Origin of the sequence: Ureibacillus sp. FSL K6-3587 (assembly GCF_038593165.1) — a bacterium.
Classification (GTDB): Bacteria; Bacillota; Bacilli; order Bacillales_A; family Planococcaceae; genus Ureibacillus; species Ureibacillus suwonensis.
Genome location: NZ_CP151969.1, coordinates 1,262,281 through 1,286,094, shown reverse-complemented (window position 1 = coordinate 1,286,094; position 23,814 = coordinate 1,262,281). Strand labels below are relative to the sequence as shown.

General features: G+C 42.1%; 21 protein-coding genes and 2 other annotated features. Of the genes, 1 reads left to right on the top strand and 20 read right to left on the bottom strand.

What is annotated here, in order from left to right; all coding sequences use genetic code 11:
• Positions 1–124: 124 nt before the first annotated feature.
• The 20 genes from rpoC to radA form a co-directional block, all read right to left on the bottom strand.
• Positions 125–3,814: a DNA-directed RNA polymerase subunit beta' gene (gene rpoC / locus NSS77_RS06215; RefSeq protein WP_342470850.1), complete on the bottom strand. Its 3,690-nt coding sequence runs from the start codon at positions 3,812–3,814 to the stop codon at positions 125–127.
• A gap of 94 nt (positions 3,815–3,908) precedes the next feature.
• Positions 3,909–7,469: a DNA-directed RNA polymerase subunit beta gene (rpoB, locus tag NSS77_RS06210; RefSeq protein ID WP_342470849.1), complete on the bottom strand. Its 3,561-nt coding sequence runs from the start codon at positions 7,467–7,469 to the stop codon at positions 3,909–3,911.
• 244 nt (positions 7,470–7,713) lie between these two features.
• Complete coding sequence (locus NSS77_RS06205) at positions 7,714–8,313, bottom strand: class I SAM-dependent methyltransferase (protein ID WP_342470848.1); 600 nt, start codon at positions 8,311–8,313, stop codon at positions 7,714–7,716.
• Between the two features lie 88 nt (positions 8,314–8,401).
• The gene (rplL, locus tag NSS77_RS06200; protein ID WP_342470847.1) at positions 8,402–8,767 is read right to left on the bottom strand and encodes a 50S ribosomal protein L7/L12; all 366 of its coding nucleotides are present in this window, start codon (positions 8,765–8,767) and stop codon (positions 8,402–8,404) included.
• Positions 8,768–8,839: 72 nt separating this feature from the next.
• Positions 8,840–9,340 (bottom strand): 50S ribosomal protein L10, encoded by a 501-nt coding sequence (gene rplJ / locus NSS77_RS06195; RefSeq protein ID WP_342470846.1) that lies wholly within the window; start codon positions 9,338–9,340, stop codon positions 8,840–8,842.
• Between the two features lie 31 nt (positions 9,341–9,371).
• Positions 9,372–9,509: a sequence feature (ribosomal protein L10 leader region), on the bottom strand.
• Positions 9,510–9,580: 71 nt separating this feature from the next.
• Positions 9,581–10,279, bottom strand: coding sequence for a 50S ribosomal protein L1 (gene rplA, locus NSS77_RS06190; protein WP_342470845.1), 699 nt, complete (start codon positions 10,277–10,279; stop codon positions 9,581–9,583).
• 108 nt (positions 10,280–10,387) lie between these two features.
• A complete protein-coding gene (gene rplK / locus NSS77_RS06185) occupies positions 10,388–10,813 on the bottom strand; it encodes a 50S ribosomal protein L11 (RefSeq protein WP_208651246.1) in 426 nt (141 codons plus the stop codon).
• Positions 10,814–11,059: 246 nt separating this feature from the next.
• A complete protein-coding gene (gene nusG / locus NSS77_RS06180; RefSeq protein ID WP_342470844.1) occupies positions 11,060–11,596 on the bottom strand; it encodes a transcription termination/antitermination protein NusG in 537 nt (178 codons plus the stop codon).
• 156 nt (positions 11,597–11,752) lie between these two features.
• Positions 11,753–11,938, bottom strand: a complete 186-nt coding sequence (gene secE, locus NSS77_RS06175; protein ID WP_342470843.1) for a preprotein translocase subunit SecE — start codon at positions 11,936–11,938, stop codon at positions 11,753–11,755.
• Positions 11,939–11,982: 44 nt separating this feature from the next.
• A complete protein-coding gene (rpmG, locus tag NSS77_RS06170) occupies positions 11,983–12,126 on the bottom strand; it encodes a 50S ribosomal protein L33 (protein WP_342470842.1) in 144 nt (47 codons plus the stop codon).
• Between the two features lie 81 nt (positions 12,127–12,207).
• Complete coding sequence (gene sigH / locus NSS77_RS06165; RefSeq protein WP_342470841.1) at positions 12,208–12,855, bottom strand: RNA polymerase sporulation sigma factor SigH; 648 nt, start codon at positions 12,853–12,855, stop codon at positions 12,208–12,210.
• Between the two features lie 70 nt (positions 12,856–12,925).
• Positions 12,926–13,438 carry an NYN domain-containing protein gene (locus NSS77_RS06160; protein ID WP_342470840.1) on the bottom strand — a complete coding sequence of 171 codons (513 nt, stop codon included), beginning with the start codon at positions 13,436–13,438 and terminating at the stop codon, positions 12,926–12,928.
• A 2-nt stretch (positions 13,439–13,440) separates the two neighbouring features.
• Complete coding sequence (rlmB, locus tag NSS77_RS06155) at positions 13,441–14,190, bottom strand: 23S rRNA (guanosine(2251)-2'-O)-methyltransferase RlmB (protein ID WP_342470839.1); 750 nt, start codon at positions 14,188–14,190, stop codon at positions 13,441–13,443.
• Positions 14,187–14,600, bottom strand: a complete 414-nt coding sequence (locus NSS77_RS06150) for a Mini-ribonuclease 3 (RefSeq protein WP_342470838.1) — start codon at positions 14,598–14,600, stop codon at positions 14,187–14,189. The genes rlmB and NSS77_RS06150 overlap by 4 nt, the downstream gene beginning before the upstream one ends.
• Position 14,601: 1 nt before the next feature.
• Complete coding sequence (gene cysS, locus NSS77_RS06145; protein WP_342470837.1) at positions 14,602–16,005, bottom strand: cysteine--tRNA ligase; 1,404 nt, start codon at positions 16,003–16,005, stop codon at positions 14,602–14,604.
• Positions 16,006–16,169: 164 nt separating this feature from the next.
• Positions 16,170–16,386, bottom strand: a binding site (T-box leader).
• A gap of 44 nt (positions 16,387–16,430) precedes the next feature.
• Positions 16,431–17,891 (bottom strand): glutamate--tRNA ligase, encoded by a 1,461-nt coding sequence (gene gltX / locus NSS77_RS06140; protein WP_342470835.1) that lies wholly within the window; start codon positions 17,889–17,891, stop codon positions 16,431–16,433.
• Positions 17,892–18,082: 191 nt separating this feature from the next.
• Positions 18,083–18,562, bottom strand: a complete 480-nt coding sequence (ispF, locus tag NSS77_RS06135) for a 2-C-methyl-D-erythritol 2,4-cyclodiphosphate synthase (protein WP_342470834.1) — start codon at positions 18,560–18,562, stop codon at positions 18,083–18,085.
• 182 nt (positions 18,563–18,744) lie between these two features.
• A complete protein-coding gene (gene ispD / locus NSS77_RS06130; RefSeq protein ID WP_342470833.1) occupies positions 18,745–19,443 on the bottom strand; it encodes a 2-C-methyl-D-erythritol 4-phosphate cytidylyltransferase in 699 nt (232 codons plus the stop codon).
• Positions 19,444–19,473: 30 nt separating this feature from the next.
• The gene (locus NSS77_RS06125) at positions 19,474–20,565 is read right to left on the bottom strand and encodes a PIN/TRAM domain-containing protein (RefSeq protein ID WP_342470832.1); all 1,092 of its coding nucleotides are present in this window, start codon (positions 20,563–20,565) and stop codon (positions 19,474–19,476) included.
• 202 nt (positions 20,566–20,767) lie between these two features.
• The gene (radA, locus tag NSS77_RS06120; protein ID WP_342470831.1) at positions 20,768–22,138 is read right to left on the bottom strand and encodes a DNA repair protein RadA; all 1,371 of its coding nucleotides are present in this window, start codon (positions 22,136–22,138) and stop codon (positions 20,768–20,770) included.
• A gap of 210 nt (positions 22,139–22,348) precedes the next feature.
• Here radA and NSS77_RS06115 point away from each other — a divergent pair, with 210 nt between their 5' ends.
• Positions 22,349–23,704: a transposase gene (locus NSS77_RS06115; RefSeq protein ID WP_342470830.1), complete on the top strand. Its 1,356-nt coding sequence runs from the start codon at positions 22,349–22,351 to the stop codon at positions 23,702–23,704.
• Positions 23,705–23,814 lie beyond the last annotated feature (110 nt).

Genomic DNA, 23,814 nt, shown 5'->3' with positions numbered 1-23,814 from the left:
TTATTTATATTTAGTTAATCCAGCAGAAGGATCCTGTCCGCCGCTATTCTCTATAAGCGGCAGTGGCCTTCCGCTGGATAACCGGATACTCAAATTAGGGATTTGACAGCCCGTTCATTGCCGATCATTCGACGGATGTCATTTCTTCCTGTGCATCCACCGGATCTTCTTTGATTTTTATTTGACGGTATCTTTGCATACCAGTACCTGCTGGGACAAGTTTACCCAAGATGACGTTTTCCTTGAGTCCTAGCAATGGATCCCGTTTGCCCTTGATTGCGGCATCCGTTAACACGCGAGTTGTTTCTTGGAAGGATGCAGCTGACAAGAATGATTCTGTTTCAAGAGATGCTTTTGTAATACCGAGAATCACTGGGCGGCAAGTTGCAGGAATTTTTCCACTCATAATCGCTTCTCTGTTCGCGTCTGTAAATTGATGAACATCAAGAAGCGTTCCAGGAAGCAGTTCTGTATCTCCCGCTTCGATGACACGCACTTTTCGAAGCATTTGGCGAACCATTACTTCGATGTGTTTGTCGCCGATTTCCACCCCTTGCATACGGTATACTTTTTGAACTTCTTTTAACAGATATTCTTGAACTGTGGCCACGTCTTTTACTTTCAACAATTGTTTTGGATCGATTGAACCGTCTGTAAGCACTTGGCCAGGTTCCACTTCATCTCCAACCGCTACTTTCAAGCGTGCATTATACTGCGCTTGATATTTGCGGGTTTCAATTTCGCCGACAACGGTAATTTCTCTTAAACCATCGCGACTTTCTTCAATGTCTGTGACGATACCACGAATTTCAGAAATAATCGCTTGCCCTTTTGGATTGCGGGCTTCAAAGATTTCTTGGATACGTGGAAGACCTTGCGTGATGTCGTTACCGGCAACCCCACCAGTGTGGAATGTACGCATCGTTAATTGGGTACCTGGTTCACCAATGGATTGGGCTGCAATAATACCGACCGCTTCACCCACTTCAACTTCTTCACCAGTCGCCAAGTTAATGCCGTAGCATTTTTTACATACACCATGTCTTGTATTGCATGTAAAGGCTGAACGAATTGTCACTTTTTCAATGCCGGCTTCCACAATTTTTCTAGCGATATCTTGTGTGATAAGTTTGTCACGTTCTACAAGCACTTCTCCCGTTTCAGGATGACGTACTGTTTTCTTCGCGTATCGTCCAATAATACGTTCTTCCAATGATTCGATGACTTCTGTTCCATCCATTAATGCGCCAATTGTTAATCCACGGTCTGTACCGCAATCTTCTTCGCGGATAATTACGTCTTGGGCTACGTCCACGAGACGACGAGTCAAATATCCGGAGTCCGCTGTTTTTAACGCTGTATCGGCAAGACCTTTACGGGCACCGTGCGTCGAAATGAAGTATTCCAATACGCTCAAACCTTCACGGAAGGAAGATTTGATTGGAAGTTCGATAATTCGACCGGCCGGGTTGGCCATCAGACCACGCATACCGGCAAGCTGAGTAAAGTTCGATGCGTTACCACGGGCACCGGAGTCACTCATCATGAAGATTGGGTTCAATTTTGGCAAGGAGTCCATCAATTTAGATTGAATTTCGTCTTTCGCTTCAGACCAACTTGAAATCACTCGGTCATATCGTTCTTCTTCCGTGATTAAACCACGGCGGAATTGTTGCATAACTTTATCCACTTTTTTCTGAGCTTTATCCAAGATTTCTTTCTTTTCTGGCAATACGAGGATATCAGCGATACTTACCGTAATACCAGCACGTGTTGAATATTTAAATCCTAAGTCTTTCAAGCGGTCAAGCATTTTGGATGTTTCCGTGATATGGAAACGTTTGAACACTTCCGCGATAATGCTTCCCAAGAATTTTTTACGGAAAGGTGTAATGAGTTCTTGATCTTCGATATATTTTTTCAATACCGCTTTCCGTTGATATTCGATTTTTTCTTTTTCGGAAAGTTGGTTGTATTCTTCGGAAGCTTCCAGTTCTTTCAACATTTCATCGTCAATTTTCAAGTCGACGAAATATTTGTCTGGTGTTGCCACTTCCAAGTTGTAAGATGTTGGTTCGTTAATGTATGGGAATGATTCTGGCAAAATTTCATTGAAAATGATTTTACCAACAGTCGTGATTAAGAATTTTTTATTTTGTTCTTCCGTGAACGTTTTGTTGTTTAGAGAGCCTGCTTTAACGGCAATCCGGCTGTGCAGGTGCACATTTCCGTTTTGGTAAGCAATCAACACTTCATCCGGGCTGGAGAATACGGAACCTTCTCCACGGGCGCCTTTACGTTCAAGTGTTAGATAGTAGTTTCCTAATACCATGTCTTGGGATGGTGTTACAACTGGCTTACCGTCTTTTGGATTCAGGATGTTTTGTGCCGCAAGCATTAAGAGACGCGCTTCCGCTTGAGCTTCCGCTGATAATGGCACGTGTACGGCCATTTGGTCACCGTCGAAGTCTGCGTTATAAGCTGTACATACAAGTGGATGCAAGCGGATCGCACGGCCTTCAACCAACGTTGGTTCGAACGCTTGGATTCCCAATCTGTGAAGGGTTGGGGCACGGTTTAAAAGTACCGGATGTTCTTTGATTACATCTTCCAATACATCCCATACTTCATTGTGCATGCGCTCAATTTTGCGTTTTGCGCTTTTTATATTGTGAGCCAATCCTCTTTCAACAAGCTCTTTCATAACAAATGGTTTGAACAATTCGATCGCCATTTCTTTTGGCAGACCGCATTGATACATTTTCAAGTTTGGACCTACGACAATAACGGAACGTCCTGAGTAGTCAACACGCTTACCAAGCAAGTTTTGGCGGAAACGGCCTTGTTTCCCTTTTAACATGTGGGATAAAGATTTTAATGGTCTGTTACCAGGACCTGTTACAGGACGGCCTCTGCGTCCGTTGTCAATCAATGCATCCACCGCTTCTTGCAACATACGTTTTTCGTTTTGGACGATGATGCTTGGAGCACCTAAATCAAGTAGTCGTTTTAGACGATTGTTACGGTTAATCACACGGCGATATAAATCGTTCAAGTCGGATGTAGCGAATCGTCCACCATCGAGTTGCACCATTGGCCGAAGTTCAGGCGGAATAACCGGAAGAACTTCCAACACCATCCATTCCGGTCTGTTTCCGGAACTGCGGAAAGATTCGATGACTTCAAGGCGTTTGATGGCACGAGTACGGCGTTGGCCTTGAGCGGTTTTCAATTCTTCTTTTAATTTATTTGCTTCTTCTTCCAAATCAATTTGTTCCAGGAGCTTTTTAATTGCTTCCGCTCCCATTCCGGCTTCAAAGCTGTTGCCGAATTTTTCACGATATGCACGGTATTCTTTTTCAGACAATAACTGTTTCTTTTCAAGTGTTGTGGCACCTGGATCGATCACTACATAAGATGCAAAATAAATAACTTCTTCCAAAGCTCTAGGCGACATGTCAAGAATGAGGCCCATACGGCTTGGAATTCCTTTGAAATACCAGATGTGGGAAACCGGCGCAGCAAGTTCAATGTGTCCCATGCGTTCACGGCGAACTTTCGCACGTGTTACTTCTACACCGCATCGGTCACAAACGACACCTTTATAACGAACGCGTTTATATTTTCCGCAGTGGCATTCCCAGTCTTTTGTCGGACCAAAGATGCGTTCGCAGAAAAGACCGTCTTTTTCAGGTTTTAATGTACGATAGTTAATTGTTTCAGGTTTTTTTACTTCTCCATAGGACCAAGAACGGATTTTATCCGGTGAAGCCAAACCAATTTTCATAAATTCAAATTCATTTACGTCAACCAAGGAGCCTACCTCCCTTAATAAGTCCTTTTGGCATTCCTATTTTAATCAAAACCGTAAAGTTTTAATGGGGCAGGACAATTCCTGCCCGCATGCATTATTTTTGTGTTTCAACAGGTTTTTCTTCTTTAGCCGGCAAGATATTGAGAGCATCAGCTGGTTGCAGATCATCATCTTCATCCATATCTCTCAATTCAATTTCTTCTTCATCGACCGTGAGCATTTTCACGTCTAACCCGAGAGATTGAAGTTCTTTGATCAACACTTTGAAGCTTTCAGGCACGCCCGGTTCCGGAACGCTTTCTCCTTTTACAATCGCTTCATATGTTTTTACGCGACCTACCACGTCATCAGATTTGATTGTTAGCAATTCTTGTAGTGTATAGGCTGCACCGTATGCTTCAAGCGCCCAAACTTCCATCTCACCAAAACGTTGCCCACCGAATTGCGCTTTACCGCCAAGTGGTTGTTGCGTTACAAGAGAGTATGGACCTGTTGAACGGGCATGAAGTTTATCATCAACCATGTGAGCCAATTTAATCATGTACATGATACCGACAGATACCCGGTTATCGAATGGTTCGCCGGTACGTCCATCATAAAGGATTGTCTTACCATCCCGAGCCAATCCCGCTTCTTCCATTGTGCTCCAAACGTCTTCTTCGTTTGCTCCGTCAAATACAGGCGTTGCCATGTATTCGCCCAATCTGCGGGCAGCCATACCTAAGTGAAGTTCCAACACTTGTCCGATGTTCATACGAGATGGCACGCCCAATGGGTTCAACATGATGTCAACCGGAGTTCCGTCCGGCAAAAACGGCATATCTTCTTCAGGCAAAATGCGGGAAATAACCCCTTTGTTACCGTGGCGTCCGGCCATTTTATCCCCGACGCGGATTTTCCGTTTTTGCACAATGTAAACACGCACGAGTTGGTTAACGCCTGGTGGCAATTCATCTCCGTCTTCGCGGTTGAAGACTTTTACATCAAGAACGATTCCTCCAGCACCGTGCGGTACACGCAATGATGTATCACGGACTTCACGGGCTTTTTCACCGAAAATTGCATGTAACAAACGTTCTTCGGCAGTAAGTTCAGTAACTCCTTTTGGCGTCACTTTACCAACCAGGATATCGCCATCGCGGACTTCCGCACCAATGCGGACAATACCGCGATCATCAAGATTGCGGAGCGCATCTTCACCCACGTTTGGAATATCGCGTGTAATTTCTTCAGGTCCCAATTTTGTATCACGGGCTTCAGATTCATATTCTTCAATATGAATGGAAGTATAGACATCGTCTTTCACAAGACGTTCGTTCATAATAATCGCGTCTTCGTAGTTGAAACCTTCCCAAGTCATGAAAGCAACAAGGACGTTGCGGCCTAAAGCGAGTTCACCTTTATCCATGGAAGGTCCGTCAGCCAAAATATCTTTTGGTTTTACGCGATCTCCAACTTTCACGATTGGACGTTGGTTGATGCATGTACCGTGGTTGGAACGTTGGAATTTTTGAAGTTTATAAACATCCAATTCGCCTTTTACTTCTTTGCCGTCTTTGATTTCAATGCGGCGAACACGGATTTCACGGGATTCAACATGTTCCACGATACCGTCATATTTGTTGACTACCGCAGCTCCAGAGTCACGGGCAGCTACATATTCCATTCCTGTTCCCACATAAGGGGCCTCAGGCTGAATTAAAGGCACTGCTTGACGCTGCATGTTTGCACCCATCAACGCACGGTTGGAGTCGTCGTTTTCCAGGAACGGGATACATGCTGTCGCAGCAGATACGACTTGTTTAGGTGATACGTCCATGTAGTCAACCAATTCTCTTTTGAAAACTGTATTGTCCCCACGGAAACGACCTAAAACTTCTTCTTTGGCAAATGTACCGTCTGGATTTAATGGTGAGTTTGCTTGAGCCACGATATAGTTGTCTTCCTCATCGGCTGTCAAGTAATCAATCTGATCTGTTACTCGCCCAGTTTCAGGGTCGACTCTGCGGTATGGAGTTTCGATAAAACCAAATTTATTCACTTTCGCATAAGTTGATAGCGAGTTGATCAATCCGATGTTCGGACCCTCTGGCGTTTCAATTGGACACATGCGGCCATAGTGGGAATAGTGAACGTCACGCACTTCCATACCGGCACGTTCTCTTGTCAAACCGCCTGGTCCCAAAGCGGAAAGACGGCGTTTATGCGTCAATTCTGCCAATGGGTTTGTTTGGTCCATGAATTGCGATAATTGAGAGCTTCCGAAGAACTCTTTAATCGCGGCAATGACAGGACGGATATTGATCAACTGTTGCGGTACGATGGAAGCTGTGTCGTTGATGGACATGCGTTCACGTACAACCCGTTCCATACGGGATAATCCAATACGGAATTGGTTTTGCAACAGCTCACCAACAGAGCGTAAACGGCGGTTACCTAAATGGTCGATATCGTCAACATTTCCTACACCGTACAGCAAGTTGAAGAAGTAGGATAGTGCGGCAATGATATCGGCCGGCGTCAAATGTTTCACTTCTTCTTCAACGTTCGCGTTGGAAATTACATTGATGACTTTACCGTCTTCATCATTAGGAGCATATATCTTAATGGATTGGACTGTAACGTCTCCATCCAATACACCACCTGCTTGGGATAAAGTACGGAATCCGACACCTTTTTCCAGGTAAGGAAGAATTTTATCCAATGTGCGTCGGTCGATAATTGTATCTTTTTCAACGATGATTTCTCCTGTTTCAGGATCGACCAATGTTTCTGCAATTTTTTGATTGAACAAACGGTTTTTAATATGAAGTTTTTTGTTCATTTTATAGCGACCAACGGCTGCCAAATCATATCGTTTCGCATCAAAGAAACGGGAATACAGCAAGCTTTTTGCGCTGTCAACAGTCGGTGGTTCGCCTGGACGAAGGCGTTCGTAAATTTCGATCAACGCCTTTTCCGTGCTGTCTGTATTGTCTTTTTCAAGCGTATTACGCAAATATTCATTATCACCGAGAATATCAATGATTTCTTGATCGGAACCGAATCCTAACGCTCTTAATAAAACGGTAGCAGGCAATTTACGAGTGCGGTCGATGCGGACATAGACAATATCTTTTGCGTCCGTTTCAAATTCCAACCATGCACCACGGTTTGGAATGACTGTTGCACCGAATCCTTTTTTGCCGTTTTTGTCCGTTTTATCATGGTAATATACGCTTGGTGAACGTACCAATTGTGATACGATAACACGTTCGGCGCCATTGATAATAAATGTTCCTGTTTCTGTCATTAATGGGAAGTCACCCATAAAAACATCTTGTTCTTTTACTTCATCAGTTTCTTTGTTATGAAGACGTACCTTCACGCGCAATGGAGCAGCATAAGTTACATCACGTTCCTTGCATTCATCGACATCATATTTTGGTTCGCCCAATGAAAAATCGATGAATTCAAGAGAAAGATTACCTGTGAAATCCTCGATTGGAGAAATTTCTTTAAACAATTCAAGCAATCCTTCTTTAAGGAACCAGTCATAAGAGGATGTCTGAATCTCAATCAAATTTGGAAGCTCCAACACCTCTTTAATGCGCGCAAAGCTTCTACGCTGGCGGTGTCGTCCGTACTGAACTAGTTGACCTGTCAACTTATTCACCCCTCAATAAAGCGATAATAGGTCTTTGCAAAATCAAATAAATGGTGTATGATTTTCCAAAGACAAAAAGAAAACGAGACTTTTCTAAAACCTCATTTTCGATTAAACTTAATTTATCCACGGCAAGTATACCCACTTAGAAATCATTGCATACAAAAGGACATACTCCCAAAAAATAATATTTTTGCATTTTATTATGTTATCATAGCCAATTTGTCAAGTCAATATTTTATGGTCATTCCATTTACTTTTCAGCTTTGATAATCCAATAGCCTTTTTTCTTCTCGACTACTTCCACTGAACGAAACTTTTCTTCCAAATACTTCTGCGTTGATGGTGCGCCTTGTTTTTTCTGGATGACCACCCAAAGCTCTCCGCCGTCGCTCAAATGGTGGAACGCTCCATCATAAATTTTGAAGACCGTTTCTTTGCCCGCACGAATCGGCGGATTTGTTAAAACGGCTGCAACTTTGACCCCTTTATCAATATAAACTCCATCGCTTTCATAGATACGTACATTTTGAATTCCGTTCATTTCCGCATTCTTTTTCGCCAATTCCACTGCTCTTTCATTTATGTCCATCATGAACACTGTGCGGTCAGGGTATTGTTTTGCGATCGCCAACCCGATTGGACCGTAGCCGCAACCCACATCCAATACGGCCCCATCCATGTCCGGCATCTCAAATGTTTCAATCAACAAACGGGACCCAAAATCTACTTCGCCTTTGCTGAATACTCCAGAATCCGTTTCAAATAAAAAAGAATGTCCCAAAAGCGTATAACGCCATTGCTGCGGATTACTCTGTACTTGAGGCTTTTTGGAATAATAATGTTCAGTCATTTCGGCGGCCCCCCTAAAGAAATGAAGAAAAGCTCGCCAAATACGACGAGCTTTTTTATTTTTAGTATAAACAATCCTTAAGCGATTATTACTTAAGTTCGATAGAAGCGCCAACTTCTTCAAGTTTAGCTTTGATTTCTTCTGCTTCTTCTTTAGATACGCCTTCTTTAAGTGGTTTTGGAGCGTTGTCAACTAAGTCTTTAGCTTCTTTTAAGCCAAGGCCAGTGATTTCACGTACAACTTTGATAACTTTGATTTTTTGGTCGCCAGCGTTAGCAAGTACCACATCAAATTCAGTTTTTTCTTCAGCAGCAGCACCTGCAGCAGCGCCACCTACCACTGCTACTGGAGCAGCAGCTGTTACACCGAATTCTTCTTCGATTGCTTTTACTAAATCATTTAATTCAAGAACTGTCATTTCTTTAATAGCTTCAATAATTTGTTCTTTAGTCATTCTTTATTCCTCCTATATTGGTAATTTTGTTAGGCAATTTGCCTGATTTCGAAATAATGGGTTAAGCGATCATTACGCGCCTTGTTCTTCTTTTTGTTCTGCAACCGCTTTTGCAGCAAGAGCGAAGTTGCGGATTGGAGCTTGCAATACAGAAAGCAACATAGAAAGCAAGCCTTCGCGGGATGGAAGGTCGGCAAGAGCTTTCACTTCTTCAACAGAAGCGATGTTACCTTCGATCACACCAGCTTTGATTTCAAGCGCTTCGTTAGTTTTTGCGAAGTTGTTAAGAATTTTTGCTGGCGCTACAACATCCTCGCTTGAGAAAGCGATCGCATTTGGACCTGTTAAGTAATCGTTAAGTCCTTCTAATCCAACTTCTTCAACAGCGCGGCGTGTTAAAGTGTTTTTGTACACTTTGAAATCTACGCCTGCTTCGCGAAGTTGTTTACGCAATTCTGTCACTTGAGCTACGTTCAAACCGCGGTAGTCAACAATCACTACTGAAGCAGCGTTTTTGAATTTATCCGCGATTTCTTGTACTTGCGCTTTTTTGGCTTCAATTGCTTTAGACATTTTGACACCTCCTGTGGATTGGGTCATTCATACCGATAAAACAAAAGCCTCCGTGTAGACACACGAAGGCATAAAACGTCATCATCAAAAGAATCGATTTATGACCTCGGTAGGGAAAGTTTAAGTGCGAATGCACCCCTACTGTCTACGGTACAAATGAGTCGCTATATTTAATTCAGAACATCATCCATAATAATCATGGATAGGATAATTGTCAATAGTTTTATCCTTTTTTATTTATTAGTTAACTACTACGCTTGAAGCATCAACTTTAATGGATGGCCCCATTGTAGTAGTGATGTTTACTGACTTCATGTAAGTACCTTTGGCTGCAGCAGGTTTTGCTTTTTGGATTGCATCAAATACAGCCAAGAAGTTTTCAACCAATTTTTGTGTATCAAAGGAAACTTTACCGATAGGAGCGTGAACGATACCAGCTTTGTCAGCGCGGTATTCCACTTTACCAGCTTTGATATCTGCGATTGCTTTTGCTACATCGAAAGTTACTGTTCCTGTTTTAGGGTTTGGCATTAATCCTTTTGGACCTAATACACGACCAAGTTTACCAACTTCACCCATCATATCAGGTGTAGCTACGATTACATCGAAATCGAACCAACCTTGTTGGATTTTGTTGATATAATCTGAATCGCCTACATAGTCTGCTCCTGCAGCTTCGGCTTCTTTCGCTTTTTCGCCTTTCGCAAACACTAACACGCGTTGAGTTTTACCAGTTCCGTTTGGAAGCACAACTGCTCCACGGATTTGTTGATCGTTTTTACGAGTGTCGATATTTAAGCGGAATGCCACTTCTACTGTCGCATCGAATTTTACATTGCTAGTTTTTTGAGCTAATGCAATTGCTTCTTCAACAGGATACAATTTTGTGCGATCAACTAATTTTAAAAGTTCTTGCATTCTTTTGCTACGTTTTGCCATTGTTTTTTCCTCCTTTGTGGTTTTAGCGGAATTTACCTCCCACGAATAAAGGTTGCGGGTTCTACAGAACTTGCGCAACCTCAGAAACACAACACGATTTAAAAGGGATTAGTCAACGATTTCAATACCCATGCTTCGTGCTGTACCTTCTACCATTCTCATAGCCGCTTCAACAGACGCAGCATTTAAGTCAGGCATTTTAAGTTCTGCGATTTCGCGAACTTTATCGCGTTTAACCGTTGCAACTTTTTTACGATTTGGCTCACCAGAACCTGATTCGATGCCTGCTGCTTTTTTAAGTAATACAGCTGCAGGTGGAGTTTTCGTAATGAAAGTGAATGAACGGTCTTCGAATACTGTAATTTCAACAGGTATAATCAAACCTGCTTGATCAGCAGTACGAGCGTTAAATTCTTTACAGAATCCCATGATGTTTACACCAGCTTGACCTAACGCAGGACCAACCGGTGGAGCCGGATTCGCTTTACCAGCAGGGATTTGAAGTTTAACGATTTTAATTACTTTTTTAGCCACGAGACACACCTCCTTAAAGTCCGTGATGTGGTATATTGGGTTGCCCCTCCCACTCAAATATCCATTTATCAGCCATGCCGATAAAATATCTTTAACTCATTTCTCAGACTGAAAAACTAGTCTGACCTTTGAAATGATACCATTTTTCTTATTATGAAGCAAGCAAAAATGTTACGAAGGGATAAATTATTTGATATTCCAGCCTGTTTCCGGCATGAAACCGGTCAGGATGAACGCTTTGCGCCGTTATACCTTCTGAACTTGTTCAAAATCCAATTCCATTTTTGTTTCCCGTCCAAACATGTCCACAGAAACTTTTACTTTTCCTTTGTCCACATCGATTTCTTCCACGTTTCCTTTGAAGTTCTTGAATGGACCGTCCAACACTTCCACCAAATCGCCGACCGAAATATCCAACTCGCCAATCGCTTTTTTGTGCAAGCCCATGGAACGGAGCAAACGATCCGCTTCTTCCGGAAGTAGCGGTGTCGGTTTCGCGCCGCCGCCTGAAGACCCGATGAATCCTGTCACTCCTGGGGTATTGCGGACAACATACCAGGATTCATCCGTCAAAATCATCTCAACCAATACATAACCAGGGAATACTTTACGCATCACTGTTCGTTTTTTTCCGTCTTTCAAATCCGTTTCTTCGTGTTCAGGGATAATGACCCGGAAAATAAGATCCTGCATTCCCATTGTTTCTACACGCTTTTCGAGATTTGCTTTCACTCGATTTTCATAACCAGAATAAGTATGAACTACATACCATTGTTTTTCCATAATGCCTGTCGGACTCCTCGTCCTTCCCTCCTTTACAAATGCGCATACCCGCTGACGGCTTTTCCGTGTTTAATATTATAATTTACAAAATAAATGAAAAAAACCCGTAGGATAAGGAACGGGCTATTTTCTAAGCTATCGCTTGCTAAAGATTCATTATATATTTAAATACCAGCGGAACAATTCAGAAATCCCCAAATCCACCAGCACAAAATAGAGGGCTACAAAAATGACTGTCGTTACTACAACGATTGTATATTTTGTAAGCTCCTTGCTCTTTGGCCAGCTTGTCTTACGCATTTCTGACATGACTTCTTGCAGAAATTTCTTGATTTTGCCCATTCTCGCGTAACCTCCGAATAACTTATCTATATTCTCTATATCAACTAGCGCGTTTGTTTGTGTAACGTGTGTCGATTGCAGCGTGGACAATACTTTTTGAGCACTATTCTAGTTGCGTTCTCTTTTTCAGGGTAAGTGTAATTCCGCGAACCACACTCTTCACAGCATAAAACGATTTTCTTTGCCACAGGAATAACCTCTATTCTGGCATTTTATCTTTTAAAGACTAACACCAAAAAAACTCGCTGTCAATAATTGCGAACAGAGTTTCAAATAATTTCCCCATTTTCCAAATGGCGCTCCAATTTCCGTTTCACCCTTTGCAAGGCATTATCAATCGACTTGACATGCCGGTTTAATTCTTCGGAGATTTCATTGTAGGATTGTCCATCCAAATATAATGAAAGGACTTGTTGTTCAAGTTCGCTTAATATTTCGCTGATTTTTTCTTCCAAATGGGAATATTCTTCACGGTTGATCATCAGATGCTCCGGATTTTCCGACTCCGCACCTGTGATGACATCCAATAGCGTCCGATCCGACTCCTCATCATAAATGGGTTTGTCGAGCGAAACATAAGAATTGAGCGGAATATGTTTCTGACGCGTTGCCGTTTTTATCGCTGTAATAATTTGGCGCGTAATACATAATTCCGCAAAGGCTTTAAAGGATGTCAGCTTATCCTCTTTAAAATCCCTGACAGCTTTATATAAACCAATCATCCCCTCTTGGACGATGTCTTCCTTATCCGCTCCAATCAAAAAATAAGAACGCGCCTTCGCTTTTACGAACACCCGATATTTATTAATCAAAAAATCCAACGCCTCTGTATTCCCTTGGTGCACCAGTTCAACAAGTTGTTCATCCGTCATCTCTTCAAAGGATTGTGCTGTTTGCGATTGCTCTGTTTTTAGCAACGGCCTCACCCCAGACGTATAAATCGTATTAGGAACAGTATAAATGAGTTGGAAAATACAGGTCAATGAGTTATTTTAAACCTCTTCTCCATTTCTCAAAGGCTAACTCTACTTCTTTCGATAAGGGGATTCTAGATTTCGGTTTTTCTTTCTGCGATGTTTCCACTTTTTTTGATATATTTGATTGGATGATCTCCATCTCGATTTCCAATTCGCGGGCCGATTTTCTCAGCGCGCCATTTCCGAAAATGACGTTTTGTTCCGTCATGTCGGAAGTAGCCACATAGATTTGGACTTTTCTTCCCTTGAGTTCATTGGATAACTTTTCAATCCGTTCATCGGCGGTCTCATTCTTTTTCGTAAATATGACTTCCACCGAATTTTGAACATATGACTTTTCGGCTCCCGAAACGTGATAAGCATCAAAGACGACAATGACGCGCCAGCCCATCACCGCTTGAAATTCGGCCAAAAGCTCGATCAAACGGTTCCTCGCTTCCTCCAAATTGGTGTCTTTTAAAGCGCGCAACGTTTTCCAAGCGCCGATCATATTGTATCCATCAACGATCAAAATGTTTTCCATAACTAACCATTCACTTCTTGCCGTTTTCGGTACACTTCATACATCAACAATGCCGCAGCGACAGAAGCATTCAATGAATTGACATGGCCGACCATTGGCAACGAATAGAGGAAATCGCATTTTTCCTTCAAAAGCCGGCTCATTCCTTTCCCTTCACTTCCAATGATGATAGCCAGGGGCAAGGCAGCATCCATGTTCCGGTAATCGATGCTGCCCTTTGCGTCTGTCCCTGCAATCCAAAGTCCTCTTTCTTTTAATTCATCCACCGTTTGCGCCAAGTTGTTCACTCTGCAAACGGGCACATGTTCAATTGCTCCGGTTGAAGCTTTCGCCACCGTTGCTGTAAGACCTACAGAACGCCTTTTTGGTATTATTATACCATGAACCCCGATCGCATCGGCAGTTCTCATAATCGAACCGAGATTATGGGGATCTTCCAACTCATCTAAAATGATGAAAAATGGATCTTCATTTCTTTCTTTCGCCACTTGAAATAAATCATCAAGTTCCGCATACTTGTATGCAGCAACGGAAGCGACGATTCCCTGATGATTGGCGTTTGACAGTTGATCGATTTTTTTCTTTGGAACAAATTGTACAAATACTCCGCGCTCACGGGCCAAATCGAGCACTTCTTTGATTCCCGATTTTTTCACGCCTTCACTGATCCAAATTTTGTTCATTTCGCGGCCTGAACGAAGTGCTTCCAATACCGGGTTCTTTCCAGCAATAATCTCTCCATTCCCGCTCATTTCGCGACTCCTTTCGTTTCCTCCACAATTTGTATGGCGTAATCAATAATCTTATCGATGCGTTCATATTGTTTCGTTAAGTAAAGAGAACCCAGAATTGCTTCAAATCCTGAACTGTTGCGATACGTTTGGACATCCGTATTTTTCGGAACGGTGCCGGACTTTGCATTGCGGCCCCTTCTAAAGATGGCCAGCTCTTCATCCGTCAAAAAATGTTCTTCGATCATGCGGTGCACAATCATGGATTGGGCTTTGGCGGAAACATATTTTGTCGCTTCGTGGTGCAGCGTATTCGGCTTCATCCGTCCGCTCAACAGCAAATGTTCCCTGATGCGCACCTCCAACACCGCATCCCCCATATAGGCCAGGGCAAGCGCGTTCATTTGATTGACATCTACTAATGGAGCCATATTATGAACCTCGTTTCCAACGGGTACCTTGACGCGTATCTTCCAAAATGATGTTCATCTTCAATAATTGATCCCGGATTTCATCCGCACGTTTGAAATCCCGGTTTTTTCTTGCTATGTTCCGCTCTTCGATTAATTTCTCAATGTCTTCATCCAAAATTTCCGTCTCTTGGGCCAGTTTAATTCCCAATACTTCACTAAGCACATCAAAAGTTTCGATAAATGCTTTCAACACCTTTTCATCGGTATTGGTTTCGTTCAAATACGTGTTTGCCGTACGGGCCAGTTCAAATAAAACACTGATTGCGTTGGCCGTATTGAAATCGTCATCCATTTCCTTTTCAAATTCTTTTTTCAATTCATCAATTTTTTCTAAATACTCTTCGCTCTCATCAGCAAGGTTTGTCGTCGATTGCAAACGATGCTGCAGGTTCAAGTACGCTGTGCGCAAGCGTTCCAACCCGCTGCGCGCCGATTCGATCAATTCTTCCGAGAAATTGATTGGATGGCGATAATGAACGGACAACATGAAAAATCTCAATACCTGCGGATCGATTTTTTGGATAATATCATGGACCAATACAAAGTTCCCCAAGGATTTTGACATTTTTTCATTGTCGATATTAATATACCCATTATGCATCCAATAACGGGCGAAAGTTTTTCCGGTATAACTTTCTGATTGGGCAATTTCGTTTTCATGATGCGGGAAAGTCAAATCTTGCCCTCCAGCATGGATGTCAATGGTATCGCCCAAATGCGCCCGGGCCATCACAGAGCATTCGATATGCCAACCAGGCCGCCCTTTTCCCCAAGGGCTCTCCCAGAAGATTTCCCCAGGTTTTGCCGCTTTCCAAAGGGCAAAATCCAGCGGGTCTTCTTTCTTTTCACCCGGTTCAATGCGGGCACCCACTTTTAAATCATCAATAGATTGATGGCTGAGCTTTCCATAGTCTTCAAATTTACGTGTGCGGAAATAGACATCTCCTTGGGACTCGTAAGCATATCCTTTATCAACCAATACTTTTATAAATTCGATGATATCGTTCATATGCTCCGTTACCCGGGGATGCACATCCGCCTTCTTGCAGCCGAGAGCCGTAATATCTTCAAAATAAGCTTTAATGAAACGTTCCGTAAGCCCTGAAACCTCTTCTCCCAATTCATTGGCCGCCTTGATGATTTTGTCGTCCACATCCGTAAAGTTGGAAACGTATTTCACATCATACCCTTTATATTGCAAGTATCTCCGCACTGTATCATACACGATCGCCGGACGGGCATTTCCAATGTGTATATAGTTATAAACGGTCGGACCGCATACGTACATTTTCACCTTTCCTTCTTCGAGAGGAACAAAAGGTTCTTTTTTCCGTGTCAACGTATTGTAAATTTGAATTGCCATGCCAGTCTCTCCTTTACAAAATTCCATTTGTTTGTTGAATCATCGAATTTTCCGTACATTTTTCTCCTATTTTTAAATTACCATCTTTTCTATGAAAGAAGCCAATAAATCAAAACATTGGTTTTGGATTATTTAAATAAAAAACGCCTCCATCATATTTCTATGACAGAGACGCCAAAGTCGCGCGGTTCCACTCTGATTGAAAGCATAAACGCTTTCCACTCTGCGGCCTGTAACGGTGACCAGCCGACTTGCCTACTCCATTTCAGCCAAGTGCTCAAAGGTGCATTTCCGTAAAACAGAGGTTTAGGTCACTTTCAGCCAATGGTGACCCTCTCTTTCAAACATATTTTACGTACTTCTCCTTTTCAACGCTTTCGCTTTTATTTAATTATCGACCATTCGCACCATTCATTAAGAACATCTTAGTTTGCCAATTTTTCTAAACGGGCCAACACTTTTTCTTTACCAACCAACTCAATCGTACTAGCCAAGTCCGGTCCATGAGTTTGGCCGGTTGTCACCACCCGGATTGGCATAAACAAGTTTTTCCCTTTATATCCTGTCTCTTTTTGCACCGCTTTAAGCGCCGCTTTAATGGAAGGGGCATCGAATGTTTCCAAGGACACCAATTGCTGTTTGAATGATGAAACCACTTCTTTGATGTGCTCCCAACCTAATACCTCTTGCGCTTCTTCATCATATTCCACTTCGTCTTTAAAGAATAGGCTTGATAGTTCCACAATCTCTGCGCCATAGCTCATTTGATTATGATACAAGCCGATCAATTTTGTCGCCCATTCTTTTTGTTCTTCATTCAACTCTTCAGGAAGCAGCCCCGCTTTTTGCAAGTGAGGAAGCGCCAGTTCCACCACTTCTTCCAAAGTCAATTTTTTGATGTATTGGTTATTCATCCATGTTAGTTTATTCCGGTCAAACATGGAAGGTGATTTGGATAAACGTTTCTCATCAAACATTTCAATAAGCTGTTCTTTCGTAAAGATTTCTTCTTCCCCTTCCGGAGACCAACCGAGCAATGCGAAGAAGTTGAACATCGCTTCAGGCAAATATCCCAGCTCTTTATATTGAGAGATGAATTGAATAATGGATTCGTCACGTTTTGATAATTTCTTATGATTTTCATTCACAATGATCGTCAAATGGCCAAATTCCGGATATTCCCAACCGAACGCATCAAAAATCATCATTTGTTTCGGTGTGTTTGATAAATGCTCTTCGCCGCGGAATACATGCGTGATATCCATATAATGATCATCAAGTACAACCGCAAAGTTATAGGTAGGGATTCCGTTCGCTTTCATAATGACCCAATCGCCGATATCTTTTGATTCAAACGATACTTCTCCGCGCACCATATCATTGAATTTATAAGTGACATTTTCAGGCACTTTGAAGCGGATTGTATATGGAATTCCTTGCGCTTCTTTTTCCGCGATTTCTTCTTTCGTCAAATGGCGGCATTTACCGTCATATGTTGGAGCCGCAATACCTTTTGCTCTTTGCGCTTCCCTTGAAGCTTCCAATTCTTCGGGCGTACAGAAGCATTTATAAGCCAAACCGCGTTCCAACAACTCTTCCGCATGTTTTTTATAAATATCCAATCTCTCTGTTTGGCGGTAAGGTGCATAAGGTCCACCAATATCAACGGATTCATCAGGAATAATGCCCAACCATCTCAAATTGTCAAGCTGGGATGCTTCACCGCCTTCTACATTGCGCTCTATATCCGTATCCTCAATGCGCACAACAAATGTTCCGTTGTAATGTTTTGCAAATAAATAGTTGAATAACGCTGTGCGTGCTCCACCGATATGTAAATGACCGGTAGGACTTGGTGCATACCGAACACGAACTTCTTTTGCCATCTTATTTTCCTCCTAAGTTGTGCAGTTGACAAACTGTGTTTTTCGTTATTACATTGCTAAAATCTTACTATTTCCAATGCTTCCCTCGACTTTTGTACATTTTACCACTCCAGTGCAGCATTGAAAAGTTGATGGTAGGAAAGAAATTTTGTCATTTCTGAAACGTAATGATTTTTCCTTACATGTAAGTACTACTGTTTTTTGATCAATAAAATGGTCGCAAGCGCTGCAATGCCTTCTTCCCGTCCAACAAAACCCAGTTTTTCCGTTGTCGTCGCTTTCACGTTCACTTGGGAAGGTTCCGCATGTAATAATTGAGCGATCCGGTTTTTCATTTGTTCAATATACGGAGCCATCTTTGGTCTTTGTGCCATAATCGTACAGTCCACATTTCCAAGAACATACCCTTTTTCCTCAACGATTTTCCAGATATATTCCAATAATTTTGCTGAGTCCGCATCTTTATATTGCGGATCTGTGTCCGGAAAATGGCGGCCGATATCCCCTTCACCAATCGCTCCAAGGGCCGCATCTGTAATCGCGTGTAATAGTACATCTGCATCGGAATGCCCTAAAAGCCCTTTTGTATGGGGGATTTCTATACCGCCGATAATCAGCGGACGCCCTTCTTGAAATGCATGAACGTCAAATCCTTGTCCAACCCGAAACATATATCAGCTGCATGTACTAGACGCTTTCTGTCTATTATGCAGCGTTCACCATCCTTTACTATAATATCTGAATCCAAATGACCACTTCATATATTAACATATTTCCCATTTGTATGGATTGTAAGCATTTTTCCCAAACAATCCTTTTAGATCATTAAACAAGAAAAGACCTCACGAATCGATCAGATTTGTGAGGTTTTCAGCTGCCGGTTTCTTAATATCGCTTCACCAAAGACCAAGTCCTCTTTTGTGGTAATTTTAATATTTTCATAGCTGCTTTCGACGATGTGAATTTCATAGCCGAGACGTTCCACAAGCATCGCTTCGTCCGTTCCTAAAAAACCCACTTTTTCTGCGACATCCTCTGCATGAAGCAACAGTTCGAAACGGAAAGCTTGCGGCGTCTGGATGGCCCATAAGTCATCCCGCTCCACCGTTTCAACGATGATGCCGTCCCGCACTTTTTTCATCGTATCCTTTGCGCGGACTCCCGCAATGGCAGCCCCTTTTTCATAAGCCGTTTCCACTAAACGGTCAATCACCGACTGAAGTATAAAGGGTCTTGCGGCATCATGGACAAGAACGATTTCCACATCCTTCATGACTTTTAAACATGCATGAACGGAATGTTGGCGTTCTTCCCCTCCATTCGGCAACCCCTTTACCTTAGTAATACCGTATTCATTCAATAAGTTTTGAATATATTCTCTTTCTTCCGGCTTAACCGCCAAGTAGATCCCTGTGCATTTTGGATCCTTTTCAAAGACTTCGAGAGTATGGATCAAAATCGGCTTATTGGCCAATGGCAAAAATAATTTGTTTTTTCCTGCCCCCATCCGTTTTCCGCTGCCGGCTGCCGGCAACACCACTTCATAATCCACAAGCTCAACTCCTACAATTGTTGCGTGTTTTTATGCTACTTGTTCGTCTTTCGGTTTTGCAAAAATCATGCGACCGGCGGATGTTTGCAATACGCTTGTCACCGTAACCGTTATTGCTTGGCCGATATAATTACGGCCACCTTCAACAACAATCATTGTGCCATCGTCCAAATAGGCGACTCCTTGATTTTGTTCCTTTCCATCTTTGATGACAACAACCTGCATATCTTCCCCGGGGATGACAACAGGTTTCACCGCGTTTGCCAGTTCATTGATATTCAATACTTGTACATGATGAAGTTCGCACACTTTATTTAAATTAAAATCGTTCGTTAAAATTTTCGCGCCCATTTTTTTCGCCAGCCGCACTAATTTTAAATCAACTTCTTGGATATCATCAAAGTCCTCTTCTGAAATAATCACATTTACCGATTTTCCGTCCTGTAATTTTTTCAACATATCAAGCCCCCGGCGTCCACGGGTGCGTTTCAACGTATCGCTGGAATCCGCAATATGCTGCAATTCCGTCAAAACGAATTGCGGCACCACCAATACCCCTTCAATAAATCCTGTAGTCGCAATATCCGCAATGCGGCCGTCGATGATAACGCTTGTATCCAGCAGTTTATATAACGTTTTTTCAGATCCGGGCTGGCCGGCTTCTCCGGCTTTCTTTTTCGCACCGACTCCTGATTTTGTAAATAGTTGTGAAAGTTCGTCCCTTTTTTTAAAGCCGACTCTAAATCCCAAATATCCCAGAATGATGGATAAAATAATCGGCAAGAAATCGGTAATAACCGGAATGTTAATTCGTTCAATCGCAAATCCCACAAAATATGCTACAATTAAACCGATAATCAACCCTAGAGTACCAAAGAATAAGTCCGCTGCCGGAATTTTAAAAAGCACCTCTTCCATCCAGTTGATAAATTTCACGCAATAGTCTGATAATGAAAACGAAAGAAGAAATAACAATAACGCCCCTATTGCTACCGATGTGTATGGATTATTTAACCATGGACTAGATGATAAATTAATAATTTCGTATAATGGCGGTAAAAAGACAAAACCCAAAGCACCACCAATAAACAGAAACGCAATTTGAATGATTCTCTTCAGCATCCTGCCACCTCCTTTTTTCTGATATATTATCTTACTGATAATTATACATGGTTCATGAATCCTTTGCGATTTGTAAGAACGCTTCATCGCATTTTTTGGACTTTTTTACCTTTTTTTCGCAAATTAAATCAACTTCTTCTTTATTTTTTTCCAATTCCTGAAGAAAAAATGCCCATTTTTCTCAAAACATGGTAAAATTCCCTCAATTGCCAAAACAAAGTTTCAGCGCTTCATTGATTGTTTGAACACCGATCACTTCAATTTCTTTTGGATTTTCCCATCCTCCCAGATTGGAAGCCGGGATGAATACACGTTTAAAACCAAGTCTTGCAGCTTCATAAACCCGCTGCTCTATACGGGATACCCGTCTTACTTCTCCAGTAAGCCCCACTTCCCCAATGAACACATCCGTGACATTCACAGGCTGATTTTTGTAACTGGAAACAATCGATGTAAGAACAGCCAAGTCAATGGCCGGTTCATCCAATTTTACCCCGCCTGCCACTTTCACGTATGCGTCTTGGGCTTGCAAAAGCATTCCCATTCTTTTTTCCAAAACGGCCATCAATAATTGAACCCGGTTTTGATCCACGCCTGTCGCCATCCGTTTTGGATAGTTGAAACTTGTCGGCGTTACCAACGATTGGATTTCAACCAAAATCGGCCTTGTCCCTTCCATGGAAGCCACCACCGTAGAGCCTGCAGCACCTTGTGAACGTTCTTCCAAAAAGAGTTCAGAAGGATTTAATACTTCTTTTAAACCGGAGTGAATCATCTCGAAAATGGCAATTTCATTTGTGGAGCCAAATCGGTTCTTATGGCTTCTTAAAATCCGGTACGTGTGATGTCTCTCCCCTTCAAAGTAAAGAACCGTATCCACCATATGCTCCAATATTCTCGGACCTGCAATTTGCCCTTCTTTCGTTACATGCCCGACCAGGAAAGTTGCGATGCCCTTCGTTTTTGCGATTCTCATAAGCTCCGAAGTACATTCTCTCACCTGGGATACGCTGCCGGGAGCGCTTGTGACTTCCGGATGATGAACCGTTTGGATGGAGTCCACAATGATAAACCGGGGTTGTACTTCCTCAATACTATGACGAATCAGTTCCAGATCCGTTTCCGCATAGATGAATAATTCCTTTGATTGTACGCCGAGTCTTGATGCCCGGAGTCTCGTTTGTTTCAGCGATTCTTCCCCGGATACGTAAAGCACGCGATGTCCCCTGTTGGATAAATCCGCCGATAGCTGCATAAGAAGGGTGGATTTTCCGATTCCCGGGTCTCCGCCAATGAGCACAAGAGAACCTGGCACAATGCCGCCCCCAAGTACCCGGTTCAGTTCCACCATGCTCGTTTCAAATCTTTGTTCTTCCTGCGTTTCAATGCTGACAATCGGTACGGCTTTCTGACTGGAGGCTTCTGAATGCTGAAACACTCCACGGGATTTTGAAATGACTTCTATTTCTTCCACAAAGCTGTTCCATTCCCCGCATCCAGGGCATCTTCCCAACCATTTCGGCGATTCATAGCCGCAGCTTTGACAGCAAAATTTTGTTTTCTTTTTGGCCATTGGTTCCTCCTATTATTCTTATTAGTACGGCGATGATAACAAAGACGGCTTAACATCTGCACTAAATGTCATTATTATTGATTGAGTTAATTTCATAATTCTCACCCCTTGATTTTCAAGGGATTCAAGACAATAAAAAATGGGTACCTCCCCAAATTTCGTTATAATGGTAGGTAACCAAACAAACCATACGAAAGAGGTGAGTACCCTATGACTATTGTAAAACAAATTTCTCTTTTTGACATCCATCAATTATTAGAAATGGAAAGTTCCCATCGTTATGAAGCCATTTTTAGTGTGATCGACATTCAGCCTATATTTCAATTGTTTTCTAAAAAGACATTGAAAGGTGCACCACGTGAATTGAATGATGGTGCAATGATTCAATCGCTGATTATTCGTATTGTCGAACGAATTCCAACAATGAAGGATTTAGTCAAACGTTTGGTCCATGATCCTTTATTTCGTTTCGACTGTGGATTCCTTGTGTCTGATGTCGTACCATCTGAAAGCTCTTATTCACGCATGATTCAAGTCATTAGTGAATCAGATGTGCTAGATAAAATGAACGATACACTCATCAAAACAGCGATGTTGGAAGGCTTTCTAAATGATGAACATGTCGCCATCGATGCGAGTCACTTTGAAGCTCGTGATGCTTTCACACCATCAGAAAAGAAAGCACCTAAAACTCCTAAAAAACGTGGTCGTAAAACGAAAGCTGAACGAGCTGTTTGGTTAGCCGAACAAGTAGAGAAAAAAGGAAATCAATCAACCTATGAAAAAGAACTGAAAGAACAGCTGGATATCCCATTAGAAACCCTTTGGAAGGATGTACCGATTGAGCCAAAATGGGGTGTGAAAAAGAATAGTAAAGGAAAAAATACATTCTGGTTTGGTTATAAAGCACATTTAGCTGTTTCGACGAAAAGTCAATATATCATCACTCGTTTGATGTCCTCAGGTAATTTAAGTGATTGTAAAGCTGCGATTCCATTATTGAAAAAACTTCATCACTTAGGAAACGGTCAATTTACAATAGCTATATTTGATGCTGGTTATGATGTTGAACCTATTTACCGTCAAGCCGTATCACAGTCCATGCGAGTCGTGATTCCTTACAACGTTCGCCGAGAAGGAGAATATATAGGATTCGATGAACATTTTCGTCCAACCTGTGTGCGTGAACATAGTTACCAATATGACAGCTTTGACGCTAAGTACAATACATTAAAATTCACACGTCCAAAGGAATGTGCAACTTGCCCATTACGAGAAGACACCCTTTGCCAAAAAGTTTTCAAAATCAAATGTGATATAGATATCCGTAAATTTACCTATCCAGCACGTGGGACAGAACGATGGAAACAGCTTTATCAAGAACGTACAGCAGTCGAACGCGTTAACGCTTATTTAAAGGAATACTTTCAATTAAACAATGTCCGTCATCGTACAGGAAAGAAAGCAAAAATGCATTTCAATCTGGTGACGTTAATTTATAATACCTGCAAACTAGCAGTTGATCGAATCAATGCTTTATTACAGCAACAAAACCAAGTTGCATAATTTAAAAAAAACAAAGTTTTTAGTATAGGGGTACTCTATACTTCAGAAAAACTATGATTTATGAAATTGATTCGATTTTCATATGTATTAAAATAAGCTGTGCCGCAAGT